Annotated in this window: 18 protein-coding genes; 10 read left to right on the forward strand and 8 right to left on the reverse strand. The window is 61.7% G+C overall.

The window, feature by feature from the left end; translation table 11 throughout:
• The first annotated feature begins 33 nt into the window (after window positions 1–33).
• The 6 genes from FJV43_RS24655 (at window position 34) to FJV43_RS24680 (ending at window position 6,716) form a co-directional block, all read left to right on the forward strand.
• Window positions 34–1,836 (forward strand): methyl-accepting chemotaxis protein, encoded by a 1,803-nt coding sequence (locus tag FJV43_RS24655; RefSeq protein WP_239621682.1) that lies wholly within the window; start codon window positions 34–36, stop codon window positions 1,834–1,836.
• Window positions 1,837–1,970: 134 nt separating this feature from the next.
• Window positions 1,971–2,825 (forward strand): CheR family methyltransferase, encoded by an 855-nt coding sequence (locus FJV43_RS24660; protein ID WP_239621683.1) that lies wholly within the window; start codon window positions 1,971–1,973, stop codon window positions 2,823–2,825.
• A 16-nt stretch (window positions 2,826–2,841) separates the two neighbouring features.
• Window positions 2,842–3,933 (forward strand): chemotaxis response regulator protein-glutamate methylesterase, encoded by a 1,092-nt coding sequence (locus tag FJV43_RS24665; RefSeq protein ID WP_239621684.1) that lies wholly within the window; start codon window positions 2,842–2,844, stop codon window positions 3,931–3,933.
• Between the two features lie 5 nt (window positions 3,934–3,938).
• Window positions 3,939–5,666, forward strand: a complete 1,728-nt coding sequence (locus FJV43_RS24670) for a chemotaxis protein (RefSeq protein ID WP_239621685.1) — start codon at window positions 3,939–3,941, stop codon at window positions 5,664–5,666.
• Between the two features lie 151 nt (window positions 5,667–5,817).
• The gene (locus tag FJV43_RS24675) at window positions 5,818–6,261 is read left to right on the forward strand and encodes a hypothetical protein (RefSeq protein ID WP_239621686.1); all 444 of its coding nucleotides are present in this window, start codon (window positions 5,818–5,820) and stop codon (window positions 6,259–6,261) included.
• Between the two features lie 170 nt (window positions 6,262–6,431).
• Window positions 6,432–6,716 carry a hypothetical protein gene (locus FJV43_RS24680; RefSeq protein WP_345946203.1) on the forward strand — a complete coding sequence of 95 codons (285 nt, stop codon included), beginning with the start codon at window positions 6,432–6,434 and terminating at the stop codon, window positions 6,714–6,716.
• Window positions 6,717–6,813: 97 nt separating this feature from the next.
• Here the strand turns inward: FJV43_RS24680 and FJV43_RS24685 are convergent, their stop codons facing one another.
• From FJV43_RS24685 to FJV43_RS24705, 5 genes are all read right to left on the reverse strand, one after another.
• A complete protein-coding gene (locus FJV43_RS24685) occupies window positions 6,814–7,179 on the reverse strand; it encodes a VanZ family protein (RefSeq protein ID WP_239621688.1) in 366 nt (121 codons plus the stop codon).
• A 196-nt stretch (window positions 7,180–7,375) separates the two neighbouring features.
• Complete coding sequence (locus FJV43_RS24690) at window positions 7,376–7,549, reverse strand: hypothetical protein (protein ID WP_162832048.1); 174 nt, start codon at window positions 7,547–7,549, stop codon at window positions 7,376–7,378.
• Between the two features lie 546 nt (window positions 7,550–8,095).
• The gene (locus FJV43_RS24695) at window positions 8,096–8,380 is read right to left on the reverse strand and encodes a hypothetical protein (RefSeq protein WP_239621689.1); all 285 of its coding nucleotides are present in this window, start codon (window positions 8,378–8,380) and stop codon (window positions 8,096–8,098) included.
• 1,115 nt (window positions 8,381–9,495) lie between these two features.
• Window positions 9,496–9,684, reverse strand: a complete 189-nt coding sequence (locus tag FJV43_RS24700; protein ID WP_239621690.1) for a hypothetical protein — start codon at window positions 9,682–9,684, stop codon at window positions 9,496–9,498.
• Window positions 9,685–9,762: 78 nt separating this feature from the next.
• Window positions 9,763–10,278 (reverse strand): HAD family hydrolase, encoded by a 516-nt coding sequence (locus FJV43_RS24705; RefSeq protein WP_239621691.1) that lies wholly within the window; start codon window positions 10,276–10,278, stop codon window positions 9,763–9,765.
• 799 nt (window positions 10,279–11,077) lie between these two features.
• Between FJV43_RS24705 and FJV43_RS24710 the strand changes: the two genes are divergently transcribed.
• From FJV43_RS24710 to FJV43_RS24725, 4 genes are all read left to right on the forward strand, one after another.
• Complete coding sequence (locus tag FJV43_RS24710) at window positions 11,078–11,368, forward strand: hypothetical protein (protein WP_239621692.1); 291 nt, start codon at window positions 11,078–11,080, stop codon at window positions 11,366–11,368.
• Window positions 11,369–11,664: 296 nt separating this feature from the next.
• Complete coding sequence (locus FJV43_RS24715) at window positions 11,665–11,820, forward strand: hypothetical protein (RefSeq protein WP_239621693.1); 156 nt, start codon at window positions 11,665–11,667, stop codon at window positions 11,818–11,820.
• Between the two features lie 634 nt (window positions 11,821–12,454).
• Window positions 12,455–12,706, forward strand: a complete 252-nt coding sequence (locus tag FJV43_RS24720; protein ID WP_239621694.1) for a hypothetical protein — start codon at window positions 12,455–12,457, stop codon at window positions 12,704–12,706.
• An 81-nt stretch (window positions 12,707–12,787) separates the two neighbouring features.
• On the forward strand, window positions 12,788–13,207 hold the full coding sequence (locus FJV43_RS24725; protein WP_239621695.1) for a hypothetical protein: 420 nt from the start codon (window positions 12,788–12,790) through the stop codon (window positions 13,205–13,207).
• 71 nt (window positions 13,208–13,278) lie between these two features.
• Here FJV43_RS24725 and FJV43_RS24730 read toward each other — a convergent pair whose 3' ends face one another.
• The 3 genes from FJV43_RS24730 to FJV43_RS24740 all read right to left on the reverse strand — a co-directional run bounded on the left by FJV43_RS24730 (window position 13,279) and on the right by FJV43_RS24740 (window position 15,111).
• Window positions 13,279–13,608, reverse strand: coding sequence for a hypothetical protein (locus tag FJV43_RS24730; RefSeq protein ID WP_239621696.1), 330 nt, complete (start codon window positions 13,606–13,608; stop codon window positions 13,279–13,281).
• 83 nt (window positions 13,609–13,691) lie between these two features.
• A complete protein-coding gene (locus FJV43_RS24735) occupies window positions 13,692–14,354 on the reverse strand; it encodes a hypothetical protein (protein WP_239621697.1) in 663 nt (220 codons plus the stop codon).
• 16 nt (window positions 14,355–14,370) lie between these two features.
• Complete coding sequence (locus tag FJV43_RS24740) at window positions 14,371–15,111, reverse strand: metallophosphoesterase family protein (RefSeq protein ID WP_239621698.1); 741 nt, start codon at window positions 15,109–15,111, stop codon at window positions 14,371–14,373.
• Between the last annotated feature and the right edge of the window lie 91 nt (window positions 15,112–15,202).

The following is a 15,202-nucleotide window of genomic DNA, read 5'->3' on the forward strand; positions in this document are numbered from 1 at the left end:
TAAACACCCCAATTCGAACCAACGAGACTGAACATGAGATTCACCGTCAAAGCCAAGCTCGCCAGCGCCTTCGGCATCGTCATCCTGCTGTCGATGATCGCCGGCGGCGTCGCGTATCTGAAGTTGAACGACATGGTCGCGACGGCCGAGCATCTGTCTGCCCGTGCCGGCCGGCTGGCCAAGGTTGGCGAGCTTCAGGAGGCCGTCCTGCTTCAGGTGCGGGCCGAGAAGAACACTATCCTCGCGGCGGAAGCCGACCAGGGCAAGTTCATCGGCCAGATCGCCCAACTGCGCGAACGCGCGATGAAGATAAAGGACGAGGTCTATTCCAGCGCGAGCGAGACCGGCAGGAAAATGATCGATACTTTCGCCGTTGCCTACGCGAACTCCAACGCGGTACAGGATCAGACGCTTGCGCTCGCCAAACAGGACAAGGCCAAGGCGACCGAGCGGTCGATGACCGAGGGCCTGAAGGCCTCCACGCCGGCACTCACGGCGGCGAGCGACTACATCAATTTTGTGAAGAAGCAGATGGCCGGGGAGAGCGAGCAGGCCAAGGTCGATGGAGGCCGCGCCACCCTAATTCTCGTTTCCCTGATCCTCGCGTCGCTTGTCATCGCCATCGCTGCCGCGGTCTGGATCGCTCTGAATATCAGCCGTTCGCTTTCCAGTGCGGTCGGCCTTGCCGATGCGGTGGCGATCGGCGATCTCAGCCAAAAGATCGATTCGTCCAGCAATGATGAAATCGGCGACCTCATCAAGTCGCTGAATGCGATGACGGTCAACCTCAACCAGACTGCGGCCGTCGCCAACGAGATTGCGCAGGGCAACCTCACGGTCGAAGCCAAGCCGCTGTCGGACAAGGATACGCTGGGCCTCGCGCTCGAACGCATGATCGAGAAGCTTCGCCAGATCGTGTCCGAGGCTTTGACGGCAGCGCAGAACGTCTCCGCTGGCAGCCAGGAACTCTCCGCGAGCGCCGAGCAGCTGTCGCAGGGCGCGACCGAGCAGGCCTCCTCCGCCGAGGAAGCCTCGTCCTCGATGGAGGAGATGGCCTCCAACGTGAAGCAGAACGCCGACAACGCCAATCAGACCGAGAAGATCGCCGCGCAGTCGGCCAAGGATGCGGAAGCCTCCGGCGCAGCCGTCGGTCGCGCCGTCAACGCGATGCAGACCATCGCCGAGAAGATCACGATCGTTCAGGAGATCGCGCGCCAGACCGATCTGCTCGCGCTCAATGCGGCGGTCGAAGCCGCGCGCGCGGGCGAGCACGGCAAGGGCTTCGCGGTGGTCGCCTCCGAGGTGCGCAAGCTCGCCGAACGCAGCCAGGCGGCTGCGGCCGAGATCGGCACGCTCTCGACCGACACCGTCAAGGTGGCGCAAGAGGCCGGCACCATGCTGTCCAAGCTCGTTCCCGACATCAAGAAGACTGCTGAGCTCGTCGAAGAGATCACCGCGGCCTGCCGCGAGCAGGACGTTGGTTCGGCGCAGATCAACCAGGCGATCCAGCAGCTCGACAAGGTCGGCCAGCAGAACGCCAGCGCATCCGAGCAGGTGTCCTCGACCTCGGAAGAGCTCGCCTCGCAGGCCGAGCAGCTCCAGTCCACCATCGCCTACTTCCGCATCGAGCAGGGTGGAAAAGGCCACGCCGCCGCGCCGATCGACCGGGCTGTGAATCAGCTGCGCGCCAAGGCGGCCTCCATGGCGGCGGCCGAGCGGCCGGCCAAGAAGCCGCAGGCCAAGCCGGCGCGTGCCGTGAAGGCTGCCGGCGGCGGCGGTTTCGCGTTCGACATGAACGACGGCGAGGACGATCGGGACGCGGATTTCCAGCGCTAGGATTCTGACGGATCGGCCCCCCCATTGGCGGGCCGATCCGTCTTCGGCAATTTTAGTTAAAGTGTAGGATTCAAGATGCTCCGTATGGCCCGTTATGCGATGCAGGTGGCCGTCCCGGGGCGGGGCAGGCGGCCATGATGCCTGCCATGCAGGACACGGCCGTGCATCTTTCGGACCGCCATTTCCGCACCATCGCCGAATTGATCGAGGGCCAGGTCGGCATCAAGCTGCCGCAGGGCAAGCGGCTGATGCTGGAGGGACGGCTGCACAAGCGCGTGCGCGCGCTGAACTTCTCCGACCTCAATGAATATGTCGAGAACCTGTTCGAGGCGGACCATTTCGACACCGAGCTCACTCATCTCATCGATGTGGTGACGACCAACAAGACCGATTTCTTCCGCGAGCCGCAGCACTTCACTTTCTTGCGCGAAGTCGCGATTCCCGCCCTGCTCAAGGCGCGTGGACGGAGAAACGCGAATCTGAAGATCTGGAGCTCGGCGAGCTCGACCGGCATGGAAGCCTACACGACCGCGATGGTGCTGGACGACATGACGCGGAGCGGCTCGCGCTTCCAGTACCGCATCCTCGGGACCGACATCTCGACCGCGGTGCTGCGCCTCGCCAGGACGGCGATCTACAACCGCGACGTGCTCGCCCCCGTGCCGGAGCAATTCGTGAAGCGATATTTTTCGTCGTCGCGGGACAAGTCGCGCGGCGAAGTGCGGATCGTGCCCGAGCTGCGCCGCATGACGCACTTCATGAGGATGAACCTCATGGACAAGTCCTATCCCGTCGATCGTGACGTCGATATCATCTTTTGCCGCAACGTCCTGATCTATTTCGAGCGCGAGACCCAGCGCAAGGTGGTGGAGCAATTGTGCAGCCATCTGCGTCCGGGCGGCTATCTGCTGGTCGGGCATTCGGAATCGATGATTCACAGTGCCGTCCCTGGGCTGAAGCAGGTTCAGCCAACCATTTTCCAGATCTAGCCGGAGCACAACCAGAATGCCGAGGGAGAAAGTTCGCGTGCTGATCGTGGACGATTCGGCGTCGGTCCGCCAAATCCTGCTGACGATCCTGAGTGAAGATCCCGAGATCGAGGTGATGGCGACCGCGTCCGATCCGTTCGTGGCGGCCAAGCGGCTCGAGAAGGAGCTGCCTGACGTCATCATCCTCGACCTCGAAATGCCGCGCATGGACGGCATGACCTTCCTGCGCAAGATCATGGCGCAACGTCCGATACCGGTGATCATCTGCTCCTCGCTGACCGAGGAGGGCTCGAACGTGATGTTCGAGGCGTTCGAGGCGGGTGCAGTCGACATCGTGCCGAAGCCGAAGATCGACACACGGCAGGCGCTGCTCGAATGCTCCACGCGGCTGCGTGAGGCCGTGAAGTCGGCCGCCCGCGCCCGGGTGCGCCCGCGCGCGGAGCGTCGCGCAATCGAGAAGAAGCTGACTGCCGATGCCATCATCCCGCCGCCGGTGCAGGGCAAGGTCCGGCCGACCACGGAACGCATCGTGTGCATCGGTGCCTCGACGGGCGGCACCGAGGCGCTCAATGACGTCCTCGAGGTGCTGCCACTGCACTGTCCGCCCATCGTCATCGTCCAGCACATGCCGGCAGGCTTCACCGCAGCCTTTGCCAGGCGTCTCGACGGCGTCTGCCAGATCCGGGTCAAGGAGGCCGAGGACGGCGAACCGGTGCTGCCGGGTTGTGCCTATATCGCGCCGGGAGCCCGCCACATGCTGCTCCAGCGCATCGGCCTGCGCTACCAGATCGCGATCAAGGATGGGCCGCCGGTGTCCCGGCATCGTCCGTCCGTCGACGTGTTGTTCCGTTCGGCGGCCCAACATGCCGGCGCCAACGCGCTCGGCGTGATCATGACCGGCATGGGCGATGACGGCGCGCGCGGAATGCTGGAGATGCGCAAGCTCGGCGCCTCGACGCGGGCTCAGGATGAAGAGAGTTGCGTGGTGTTCGGCATGCCCAAGGAAGCCATCGCCCATGGCGGCGTCGAGAAGGTCGTATCGCTTAACCATATCCCGCGCGAAATCATGCTCTGGTATCAGACCGGGCACGTTGCGGTGGCAGGTTGAGCGCAATGTCCGTCATTCCCGCCGACACCCTTGCCGAGGCGATCGCCGCGATCGAGGACGTCTCCTCGCGTATCGAGGACGTGTTCGCGCGCGTCGGTCACGAGCTCGGACGCGGACATCTCATCTTCAAGGAGCTGAACCAGGGCCTCGCAACGCTTTCCTCGGAACTCTCCGGCGCAGAGATCGAAGGCGCCGCGACCGCGCTACAGGAGATCGCAGCGCGGCTCAGCGACCTGGCGCAGGCGCTGCCGGCCGAAAGCGCCCTGCTCGAGACGATCGGCAAGAGCACGGCGGAGGCGTCTGCCTTGCTCAAGCCGTTGTTCAAGCACATCCAGATGATCACCATCATCGCCCGCAGCGCGCGGATCGAGGCAGCCGCGCTCGACGGCGATCGCGAGGGCTTTCTCGCCTTCACGCAGGAGGCCTATGATCTCGGCAAGGCCGTGCAGGGCGCGATCGAGGGCTGTGCGCGGGATCAGCAGCGCCTCTCGGAGGCGGTCGCCACCGCATTCGGCCGGCAGAAGGAGTTCGAGAGCCGCTACCGGAATCAACTGGCGGCGGAGAGCGCCGAACTCGGCTCCGCCTATTCCGGATTGCATGATCAGCGCCGCAACAGCAGCCATCTGGCCGACCGCGCAAGTTCCAGCACCAGGAAGATCGCCGAGGCGGTCGGCAGTGCGATCGTTTCCCTGCAGGCGGGCGACAGCACGCGTCAGCGTCTCGAGCACGTCTCCCACGGTCTCGGCCTTGTGTCTGGAGCCGCCCCGAGCCTCGTTCCCGAGCCGATCGCGAGCGATGACGGCGCGCGTGCGACCTGCCAGTTGCAGGCGGCCCAGCTCAGGGACGCCCAGCGCGAGTTCGGCGGCGACATCGGCCAGATCGTTCGCGCGCTGACCGCCATCCTGCACGATGCGGGCAGCGTCGTCGGGCACGGCCGCACGTTGTTTGGCGGCGAGGATGGCGGCTCGTCGTCATTCCTGACACGCATCAAGCAGACGCTGGCGCACGCATCGACGCTGATCGCCACCTGCGAGGGGGCGGGCCGCTCGGTCGACGAGGCGCTCGCGATCGTCGAGGATACGCTGACGAAATTTCGCCAGGCGATCGCCGGGCTGGCCGAGGCGACGATCGACATCACGCTGATCGGAATGAATGCGGGCCTCAAGGCCAGCCATCTCGGCAGCCGCGGCAGCGCTTTCGTCGTCATTGCCAACGAGCTCAAGGCGACCGCCGACCATGTCTCGGTGGGAGCGGGGCGTTTGAGGCCCGTGCTCGACGGCATCGAGCGGTCGGCCGGGGAGCTGAAGGAGCTCCGCGTGCAGGGCGATCCCACGCAGCTCGCCAAGCTCGAACCGCAGATCCTCCAGGCGCTGCGCGAGGTCGAGGCCGGCAATGAACGGCTCGGCAAGCTGATGAGCCGACTCGTCGATGAAGGTGCGGAGTTCGAGGGCCTGATGAACTCGGCGCAAGGCCTGATGACCACGCTCGGCGAAGGCTCCGCGGCATTACCCGCGGTCGCGGCGCGGCTCGAGGCCGCGAGCGCAGCCGCGCAGCAGCCGCGGCCGCAAGCGCAGGACGAAGCGGTGCTCGACCAGCTCTTTGCGCGCTACACGATGGAACGCGAGCGCGACGTGCACCGGGAGTTCCTGCAAGCCCTCGGGCTGGCGTCGATCGCCACGGTGCGCCGGGTCGAGGCAGTCGAGACCGCGGACGACGGCATAGAATTGTTCTGATCCTGCTGCGGGCGCCACCTCCTGCGCCGGCGGAAAATTTGACGGATTGACTTTGCACGGCGTTAACCGTGGCGGAATGCTCACCCCGTCGGTCATTGTCGCGCCTTACGGTTCGTTGCAAATACGCGTGGAATTCACGACGGATGTTTCCATGCTGAAAGAAGGCAAATACGCGGCGTGGTTCAGAACCGCGCAAGCGCAAGGCACCGGTATCGTGCATGTGGCCCAGGGTCGGATTTCCGGCAGTGACAGCTTCTTCACCTATGGCGGCTCCTATCAGTTCCTTGACGACCAGCGATTCACGGCCGTTCTGACCACACGGCGACATGCCGACGGCCCGCCGACCGTATTCGGGTTGGACGAAGTCGAGGTCGAACTCTCCGGCGTGTATACCGGTGCGATGGCGACTTGTTCGGGAACGGCCCGGGAAGCGCCTGACGTGAAGTTCGAGGTGACGCTGATCTATAGTCAGGAAGATCCGCCGGCTGCCGACGTCCGCAGCGGGGTCGTGAAGCTCAAGGCCGATAAGCTGCCCAAGGGGCTCGACGGCCGTTCCCGCACGCGGCGTCCTTTCACGGCTGGCTCGCCCAAGTAAGAGGCAGATCGACGACGATCCGCGCAGCGCCACAAGAAGCTCGCACCTGCCGCCCTGATTAGCGTTGCATTGACATTGTTGTCTCGAAGTCGCGTCGCAGCCGCGCTGAAGCAATGCTGCCTTTAGAAACGAGAGCTAGTATTGCGGCTGGTCAAGCGTGGTGGAAGAACATGCCTCAAATCTGGATGACATACGACGAACTCGGTGCGCTTTGCGGCTGCGGCTCCATGGAGGCCCGGGACCGCGCCATCCATCTGTCACTCGATCGTCGCAAGAGCCGCGATGGGATGACACGCGTCAAACTCGATCTGGCACTGATGGCCGAATTCTTTGCATCCGTTCGCGAGGCGGATTTCGATCTCGATCTCGCCATTGAAGCGCTGCAGAACACCCATCGGCAGATGGCTGGACTCCTGGCTCCTTCCGAGTCCCGCAACAGGCGTGGGGTGGCTTGAGCCGGCACGTGGCCGCCGGCCAAGGCAAAGTCCGAACCAATGCAGTCCGCAAGGATCTGACGCTCCACGGCAGCTTCGCCGGGGGACGTATGCCGCTTTAGGAAGGTGGTCTGGGCAAGAACGCCAAGATCATCTGGGCGAGCATGACGCCCACGGTGCCTCCCGCCGTCTTCTGCAATACGTCGAGGAAGCCCGGGTCGCGGTCGGGTATGAACGCCTGCATCAGCTCCAGCCCCATAGCGACAGCGATGACGAGCGAGCAGGCCAGGCCGAACCGTCCCGGCAGCAGGAAGGAGAGCAGGAAGCCGAGCAGCCCATAGGCACTGAAGCGCTCGATCACGACGACCCAATAGGCCTCGTGATGCCCCATGAGCGCGGGTCTACCCGCCAGCCTCGCCAGGGTGGCATAGACGATCAGCGCAAGACAGATGCTCGCAGCTGCTATGAGGTGGTTCCTGCGCATGACGCCAACATACAAGGTTGGTCGCTCGTCAGGTTCGAAAGCCGAGAATATCGTTAAAGGCGTCTGCCGCCGTCAAGGCGCCACTCGCACAGGCCTGCTTTCAAGGTGATACGTTCGGGCGGTTCGACGTTGTAGGCGCAGCGACGCACTGTGCGGAGTGAGGCGTGCGGCGTGAGGCGAGCGCTGCGCGCCGAAGTCAGGTCTTCTTGCCCGTCTTCGACTTCAACGAAAGGCCAAGCCGTAACGCCATGCGCTTGACTGCATCGGGTGAGCGCCCGAGAATTTTCGCCGCTTGTTCCAGCGACGCTGAAGACTTCGCCAGCTCCATGAGCCGGCGGTCTTCCTTGAACGACCAGGGCCTGCGTGCCATAGCGAAATGATCCTCTCGTCGACACAACGACAAAGCCGCCAAGCGGACCCATATTCGCTCGACGGCTTTGCTTGGGCGGGGCCGGGCCTTGGGGAAGCCCGGTGCGAGAGATGGATAAGGAATGCGTGAAAGTTCGCAACAAACAACGCGGATTAAGCTAACCTCTCAACCTTACCGAGAAGAAATCGGCGTTCGTCGTTCCGTAGTATCACGGGGTTTGCGTTAATCGAGACCGATATGCGCGCCTCGATAGCCGCGATCGAGGATGGTCTGCCGCCGCCATGTCCAGTTGTCGCAGAACCAACGGACAGTCTTCGCAAGCCCGCTCCTGAAATCTTCGCGGGGCCGTGGGCCGACTCGCGCTCGATTTGCCAGGACCCGTGGCGCAGCGGAGATCATGGCCGGGTCGCGCCACGAACTCGATCAGGTCGCGGCGTACATCGGCGCGAGGAAAGATGTCGTCGAGCAGATCGCCGGCCCGCCAATCGGCGGAGCGGTCTCGGCCCGATCTCCATTGGCTCCGTCGGCTGCCGATATTTCTGGCGATCACTGTCGGTCTTCATATCGATCGCAGCGCGGGTCGCCACGCTTTACCAGAGCAATCTCGTCCAGCGGCGGAAAGCACTGCTGCAGGGAATATTGATCCCCGTAGGGAGGTGGCGACCGGAAGCAGATCTTGCTGCCAACGGCGACCTCGTACTGCTTTCCGGCGACCGTATAGCTGCATTGACCGCCTTCCGGCGGGCGTGTCCTATCTTGAGGCAGCTTGTCCTGGGCCGCGGCCTCGACGATCGAGAAGATTGCGATGGAGACGGAAAGACATAAGCGCATCTGGGACGTCCTTCAAACTGCCGCAGGGATCTGCTTCAGAGCAAACATTCGTCCTTTTGAGCCATCGGCGGCCCGTGGTCTTCCGGTTTTGAACGGCTCCTGACCCTCCGCTGAAGGACGTGAGGAGGTAGGACGCGCTACTGCTGGCGAGAAATTCCCATCTCTCTCTGCAATTGTGGCGACAGCCCCATCGCGCCTTCCGTGCGTCCTTGCCCGGTTCCCAAATTTCTCGGGGCCTGGGAGGCAAATGAAGAGGGCGTCGACGACGGATGGAAGGCGTTCGACGTATTGGAGTTGCTACTGCCATACCCGCTACGCGCGGTAGGTGCGTAGGTGCCCTGAGCCTCGGCACTCAGGGATGTTCCGATCAACATGGCTCCAGCCAGGAGGACGCGATGTGCGCTCGTCATGGTTCCAGTCCCGCTACATAAGCCTATAGCATGAACTGGATACCCATGGTTTCCAACCAGACTTTTGGACGGAAGGTGTCTGCGGGGCCGTTAAATTCGCCGTGTTGACCAAATATTCAGCATCAACTGTTGCGACTACTGCCAGATGCAAATCGCTTCAGCGACGCGACGCTGCGGTCGCCCGATCGCATCAGGAATTGGGGGGGCTGGGAGGAGCGCGATGGCCGAACATATGGTTCCCACTTGATGTATTTCGTGCGGCGTCTGTGTGACACGAGGGAACGAGTGCAATAGCCCGCCGCGAACGAAGTCGCCATCATGACGATCAAGAGGAGGGAGCCGAGCATTGAACATGTCCTGACACGTGGACGAGCTTTAACTTTATTTGAGCGGCCTTATCCAACTTGGATAAGGCGGTTTTGCGGAATCGGGGCGACTTGCGATCACTTCGACGTGCTCCCGCCCTGGAACCGGCTCTGTCGGAGGGCAATATCGCGCCTCATTATCAGCACTCCCATGACGTCAAGGCAACGGCACCCGAACTCCCGCTCCAGATCTCGCGTCTATGTCGTCCGTCGTCCAAAGCGGCGGCGTCTTCGCGAGAGCGCTTCGCGGATGCCGTAGCCCGCGGCAAAGCCGATGGCAAAGACTCTCGAGAGCAACGCGAGGGCCAGCATGCGATGTGGAAAGCATTTTGTGTGCCAATCAACGTGGCTTGGGCTGCGCAGCCTTCTTGAGTTGAGCCAGCCGAATTGCGACCGATCGCTCGGAGCGCTCCAGCTTTGCGGCAATCAGTCGCGGCGAATCTCCCGCGGCATCCAGTTTGAGGAGCAACGTTTCCTGGTCTTCAGTCCAACGCGTGCTTTTGTTGCGAGACATCGCAGCCTCGATCATTCTGCTGCAGTTCAGACTACGCCACGTCGAGATCGAGGTTCCTGCATCTCGAGATGACGGCCGCGTCCCGAGATTGAGTCATCGTATCCGCGGCAGTTGCTTCAGGAGCGGAGCGACGAACTCCTTCAAATCCGGCCCTCGAAACATATGTCCTGTAACTCCCGCGGCAGATGCAGCCTCGAGGTCACTCTGCTTGTCGCCGATCATTATGCTGCGGTGGATGTCAACAGAATGTCGCTTTGACAGTTCGTTGATCATGCCTGGCTGTGGCTTTCGGCAAGAACATGTCTGCCGATACTCGGTGACGGTGCCCTCGGGATGATGAGGACAGTAGGCGAACTCGTCAATGCGCGCGCCTACATCCGCCAGTTGAGCCGCCATCCATTCGTGAAGTGCGTGAACCTGGTGTTCTCCATAGAATCCCCGTGCGATCCCTGATTGGTTTGTCACGACGAAGGCAAGGTAGCCGGATTGGTTGACGGCCCGGACGGCTTCCGGTGCGCCCTTGATCCAGCGAATCTTGCTCGGTTCAAAGGCATAGCCATCATCCTCGTTAAGAACGCCGTCACGATCGAAGAATACTGCTGGTCGCATTTCTATTGCTCTATCCGTTGAACCAGCTCGTTCTCCGACCAATCCTGGCGAATCTCAATCGGAAAATCGCTACGGCTTCGGCTAGGTGCAACGGCACGTCCAGAGTTTCGATATTACATCGCTCTCTGCCCGCACGATCGCGTGGTTCCTCGGTGCATGGTTCGTCTTCACGACCCTGTTGACCTCGCTCAGGTCATGCCAGAGCGCGACGTAGTCGAGCCGGCTCGTCGTCTGTTGCGTTCCCGCGCACTGGCTGCATTCCGCGGGAACGCGTACAAAAAGGAGTGAAGGCCACCGGCGGCAGAACCCGATCGTTCTGAGTGAATGCGGCGGCAATCCAAGTCGAACGAGATCGAAGCGAGCAGCGGCCGTTTCGCGTAACTCATGACTGTCATCCTCGTTCAAGTTCCATGCTGAGGGGATGATGAGATGGTTATCGAGCAGAAATTTGGCGAGAGATTGTGTGCATGGCGGATTGCCTTGCGTACAAATGCGACTCTTGCCCTGATTGGATGCAGCGAAGGCGATGACGCAAGAATTCAAAACTAGTATATCTAAGATATGCTACCAGTGAGAGAATCAGCAAGCCGTCGGGAGTTACCGATCATGGGACGGCGTTGGGTGATGTTGTCGCGCTAGTTCGCCACGCTAGAGCCGGAGTCACGCCCTGTGACCGAAGCCGCACCGGCTTGTCACAGCGGGGCTGGTGCAACTTGCGATCGGTTCAATGGCGGGCAGACATCGCCGCAACAATCAATTACCATGCCGCCAAATCGCGCGAGATCCGCGATGTTTCGGTATGAATGCGCATTTCGGTGCCATATTGGTGCTCGTTGCGGCAGTCCTGGGTTGGAGCGGCTGGAGCCGGGCGGCCGACGAAGCCTCGACCATGCGCGTGGTGGCCGAGGAACGGGCCGACGATGTTGCTTCGTCGCCGGATAGCCCAATCTCTCGCGAGGATTGGAAGCAGCGGATCGGGCAGGCGCGCGCGGGCAGAGCAGGCGCGACGGGATTGGCGGCTAAATGCGCCGCTGCGCACGATCGTGCCGGATCCGCCGGAAAAGATAGCTACCGAGCGTTTGCTGAGTGACGATACGTTGCAGCCGGGAGATATCGTCTCGACGACGAAGGGCTACTTGCTCTTTCGCGGTCGCTCCGGCGCCGATGGCCAAGCCGCGGATGTCGTCCCAATTGTCCCGCGTTGGGCTTTGAACAGGATTTGGTGCTCCGCTATGCCCGCGCCGTGCGAGTTCTTGCCGTCAGAGATCGAATGCTTCGGTCAGATCGCTGCTAGATGATCGCCCGACACACTTGATGGGGCGAGCGTCACGAGATCGTCGAATTTGTTCGGCTATGATCGCCCAAACAAACAATGCGAATACGCAGATGCTTCAGAAAGCTTGGGCGGCATTGCCTCTCACTAGAATCAGAGAGCGGGCCTTCGAAGGTGCCTTCTTCAGCGTGGCGCTGATCGCGATGGCGGGCTGGGTCTATTTCATCACGCTGCTGCTGGTGAGAATGATCCTGTGGTTTTTTAGTTGACTGCAAACGGATGATCGATCCGCAGGCAGACTGCTGCCCAAGTTCTCTCGCGCCTGACAACGAAATCAGCAGCGCTCATCATCATGTCGACACAACTGCACGATGAGAATGCTGCGTCTGGGAGAAGGAAACGCTCCGCAAATGGAAAGACTTCCGAATGACGCCAGTCCTGATCCTGATCTTAATCTTCTCCGCCGGTTTCGGAGTTGGCTACGCTGCACGCGCTTGGCAGTCTCGCCGGCGCAAGCTCATGAGACAGCTCTACGCGCCCTATGGTCCCCGGCCGGCTACGCGGCGGGCGTTCTGAGGATATACAACCAGAGGGTAATGGCTTGCCTTAGCCCGACGTGTGTATGAAGTGAGTTGGGGTGAAACGTCTCTGCGACAATCGAGGCAACCATGTCCGGTTAGGTTAAATCGCGGCTACCATTGTCCGTCGGGACGGTGGTAGCTAGCTTGCGCACGGATTTTGCTGATCAATGATTGCCTCTGTGCGCAGTTGAGTTAGGATTGCACTTGATGATCTGGCTCGTTGCTTTGGCCGTACCCGCTGTTGGCATGCCGCTCTTCATTTGGACCTATGCTCGGCGCCTCCGCGCGTTGAACGGGCCGTGGATCTGGGAAGAAGCGCGCCATGACTGAATTGAGAAATAATGCTCCTCGTCGCTATTTCGTCGATAAAGGCGGGCGGCGAGTCCTCATTGGCTTGACGTTTGAAGAGACGTTCGAGTTCGAACGGTTGGATCGGCAGCCGGCCGCGGATCTCCCGGACAGCCAGGTCACCCGCGACGGAAGCGGTCTATGGCACTTCGCTGGCGAGCGCTGGCAAGAGCTCTATTCCAAGCACGAAGGGGCTTGGAAGGCTTGGATGGCGCAAAAGGCGTAAGGAGAGGTCGGGTGGGCTTTAGGCTTTATTAACCATCCCGGACCCATTTTCGGGTCCGTCGCCTCCAACCAGAAAGCGAACATGTTCCAGCTGTTCTTGCGGGCTCGGACCCACAACTTCCTAAAGGATCGCAGTGCGGGAGAGCAGCAATTCCGTGCTCGCTCGCCCGAGCGTGACGCCGAGACGGACCGCTCGCGCATCGGAGCGATCATGACCGCGATAGAGGAGGCCTTGCACGCCGCGGAGCGCGAGCAATCGGGCCTGCATCGCCGGGTTGAGGATGTGTTAGCGCGGGCTGCGGTGACGTTTGGCAATGGTGACGACGAATATCTCGAGCGCGAAGCACTCGATAGTTATCACCAGGATCTATTCGACAAGGAGATCCTAAACGGCCAGCGCCGTCTCAAAGAGCTGGGGACCTCGATCGCCCACTTCAAGTTCTTGAAGGCGGCGATGCTGAGCCGGTTTCCGCAGTTCACGCCGCCCGCCAAAAACAATTAGCGGCCGTTGCGTTCGCTTCGGCCAACGTCATGGCGCACCGGAGCGCCGCGAGCTGGCGTCAGTCAACCAGCTCAATATTCCAGAACGCGATCGGGAAAGGCCGGATGCGCAAAGCGGACGTAGGTCTTGACCCGGCCATAGGCGTAGTTCGGATCTTCGTTCTTGGTGCGCGGATCGAAACCGGACGGATAATAGCGCTCCAGGGTTCGATGCCGGACGTGAACTACGATTGGGCAGCCGCAGCGCGGACCGCAATAGGGATTCGGGCCGCGATTAATGAAGGGCTCGCGGGTCGCGTGGCGCGCCGCAACGGGCTGGACAGCGTAATCGGCGGCAAAGGAAGGCGCGGCGGAGACAGTCAAGCTCGACGCTAACGCAAGAATTCCAAGAAAGGATCGCATTGCTGTATTTTCCCCAATCGGTGCTAACATTAGACGGTCTGGCGTAAACGGGCAAGCTGGCGCTCACGCGTGATCCAACCGCCTTACCGACGCAAGGTCGTGGCCCAGGCCGGGTCGATCGCCTTGACCGCCTGCTCAAGAAATTCCTTACCCTGCTTCGAAGCCCGCCGGTAGGCTTGCAGAACGGCAGCTTTCATTTCCACCCGTCGTGTGAGCATGAGCCGGACGTCGCCGCGCACCAACTCGGCAAGGTCCGGATCGATCAGCGCGTCGGACAGGGTCGCGGTGTCAAGTCGCACCGGCATCAGCCGCGCGTCGTTGGGTGCCGTAAAGTATGTCGTTTTTAGCGCCTCGATCACGCCCGGCCCTCTCGGGTCGTATCGGCTTTCGAGCAAGGCAAGGGCAAGCCACAGGTCGGCATCGTAAGGTGTCGCGGAAAGCGCCTGCTTGACGCGGGAACGGGCATGCAAATTGTCGGCGGACGAAGCGTCTCCCGGCTTGCCGCGTTGGATCGTTTGCAGCGCCGCTATCAGGGCGTGGTTACTTGCCAGATCCGACCTGAACAGCGGAATGGTTTCGAGCCAGTCCGACACGTCGCCGGCAGGGGCCACCATCTTGGCGGGATCGGTGGGGAAGGCCGGGCGCGGCGCGCCGCTCAACTCCGCGGCAGCGGATGCGAGGCCATAGCTGCCTAACGCCAGACCAAGCGCAACCAGGCAGATGCGAGCATTCATGACAGATTTCATCTGGACCGGGCTCTCGTCACAGGGCCAGGAGACTATCGCCCTGGATAGTCAGCAAGGTCAAATTGCCTGTGGCGTAGGCGCCGGTGTCGATGTTCACCCGGTTGGGGCGGATATCCGGCTCCTGGACCGGCGTGTGGCCGTGCACGATGTATTTGCCAAACTGTCTCTCGCTCTGAAGAAACTCCTCACGGATCCAGAGCAGGTCTTGCTCTTGCTGCTGCGCCAGCGGCACGCCGGGCTTGACGCCGGCGTGGACGAAGAAGAAATCGCCGCATATAAAGCGCAGCCGCAGGCTCTCGAAGAAGCGGTGCTGGCGCGGCGGTATCTTCATCGCGAGTTGCTGCACCAGTGCAGTCTGCTCGGCCGCATCCGGGTTGAGCGAGGGTCTCAGGCCGTAGGAGGTCAGCGTCTGGAGGCCGCCGAACTGCTTCCATTGGTCGAGCTGTGAGGGGTCTTTCAGCACGTCGGCGAGAAAGGCCTCGTGGTTACCCTTGAGAAATACCGATTCATGCTTGCGACCGCGCTCGATCAGCAATTCGATGGTCCGGCGGGAGTCCGAACCGCGGTCGATGTAGTCGCCGAGAAACACGTGGATCGGACGTCTCGATCCGATGGTCGTCAGATCCTTGTCGATTACGGTGAACATTTGCTGAAGCAGGTCGGCGCATCCGTGGATGTCGCTGATGGCGTAGACGCGAATCCCCTCCGGCAGTCTCGGCTTCCGCCGCGGCATCTTCGAACGTGGCCATTTGAACATCTGGAGGGACTCTGGCTACCCGCGCAGGAGCTTGATTCGACTAGTCTGACCATACCCACATGAGTAAACAATTGTGGTACGCCATTCGGCG

The sequence above is a fragment of the Bradyrhizobium sp. I71 genome (assembly GCF_022354745.1).
Classification (GTDB): Bacteria; Pseudomonadota; Alphaproteobacteria; order Rhizobiales; family Xanthobacteraceae; genus Bradyrhizobium; species Bradyrhizobium liaoningense.

Excerpts from the sequence above, each read along its gene's own strand:
- FJV43_RS24690 (WP_162832048.1), bottom strand. The coding sequence starts at position 7,549 with ATGGCACGCAGGCCCTGGTCGTTCAAGGAAGACCGCCGGCTCATGGAG.
- FJV43_RS24670 (WP_239621685.1), top strand. The coding sequence starts at position 3,939 with ATGTCCGTCATTCCCGCCGACACCCTTGCCGAGGCGATCGCCGCGATC.
- FJV43_RS24660 (WP_239621683.1), top strand. The coding sequence starts at position 1,971 with ATGATGCCTGCCATGCAGGACACGGCCGTGCATCTTTCGGACCGCCAT.
- FJV43_RS24725 (WP_239621695.1), top strand. The coding sequence starts at position 12,788 with ATGTTCCAGCTGTTCTTGCGGGCTCGGACCCACAACTTCCTAAAGGAT.
- FJV43_RS24685 (WP_239621688.1), bottom strand. The coding sequence starts at position 7,179 with ATGCGCAGGAACCACCTCATAGCAGCTGCGAGCATCTGTCTTGCGCTG.
- FJV43_RS24665 (WP_239621684.1), top strand. The coding sequence starts at position 2,842 with ATGCCGAGGGAGAAAGTTCGCGTGCTGATCGTGGACGATTCGGCGTCG.
- FJV43_RS24705 (WP_239621691.1), bottom strand. The coding sequence starts at position 10,278 with ATGCGACCAGCAGTATTCTTCGATCGTGACGGCGTTCTTAACGAGGAT.
- FJV43_RS24710 (WP_239621692.1), top strand. The coding sequence starts at position 11,078 with ATGAATGCGCATTTCGGTGCCATATTGGTGCTCGTTGCGGCAGTCCTG.
- FJV43_RS24720 (WP_239621694.1), top strand. The coding sequence starts at position 12,455 with ATGACTGAATTGAGAAATAATGCTCCTCGTCGCTATTTCGTCGATAAA.
- FJV43_RS24730 (WP_239621696.1), bottom strand. The coding sequence starts at position 13,608 with ATGCGATCCTTTCTTGGAATTCTTGCGTTAGCGTCGAGCTTGACTGTC.
- FJV43_RS24675 (WP_239621686.1), top strand. The coding sequence starts at position 5,818 with ATGCTGAAAGAAGGCAAATACGCGGCGTGGTTCAGAACCGCGCAAGCG.
- FJV43_RS24740 (WP_239621698.1), bottom strand. The coding sequence starts at position 15,111 with ATGTTCAAATGGCCACGTTCGAAGATGCCGCGGCGGAAGCCGAGACTG.
- FJV43_RS24655 (WP_239621682.1), top strand. The coding sequence starts at position 34 with ATGAGATTCACCGTCAAAGCCAAGCTCGCCAGCGCCTTCGGCATCGTC.
- FJV43_RS24680 (WP_345946203.1), top strand. The coding sequence starts at position 6,432 with ATGCCTCAAATCTGGATGACATACGACGAACTCGGTGCGCTTTGCGGC.
- FJV43_RS24735 (WP_239621697.1), bottom strand. The coding sequence starts at position 14,354 with ATGAAATCTGTCATGAATGCTCGCATCTGCCTGGTTGCGCTTGGTCTG.
- FJV43_RS24700 (WP_239621690.1), bottom strand. The coding sequence starts at position 9,684 with ATGATCGAGGCTGCGATGTCTCGCAACAAAAGCACGCGTTGGACTGAA.
- FJV43_RS24715 (WP_239621693.1), top strand. The coding sequence starts at position 11,665 with ATGCTTCAGAAAGCTTGGGCGGCATTGCCTCTCACTAGAATCAGAGAG.
- FJV43_RS24695 (WP_239621689.1), bottom strand. The coding sequence starts at position 8,380 with ATGCGCTTATGTCTTTCCGTCTCCATCGCAATCTTCTCGATCGTCGAG.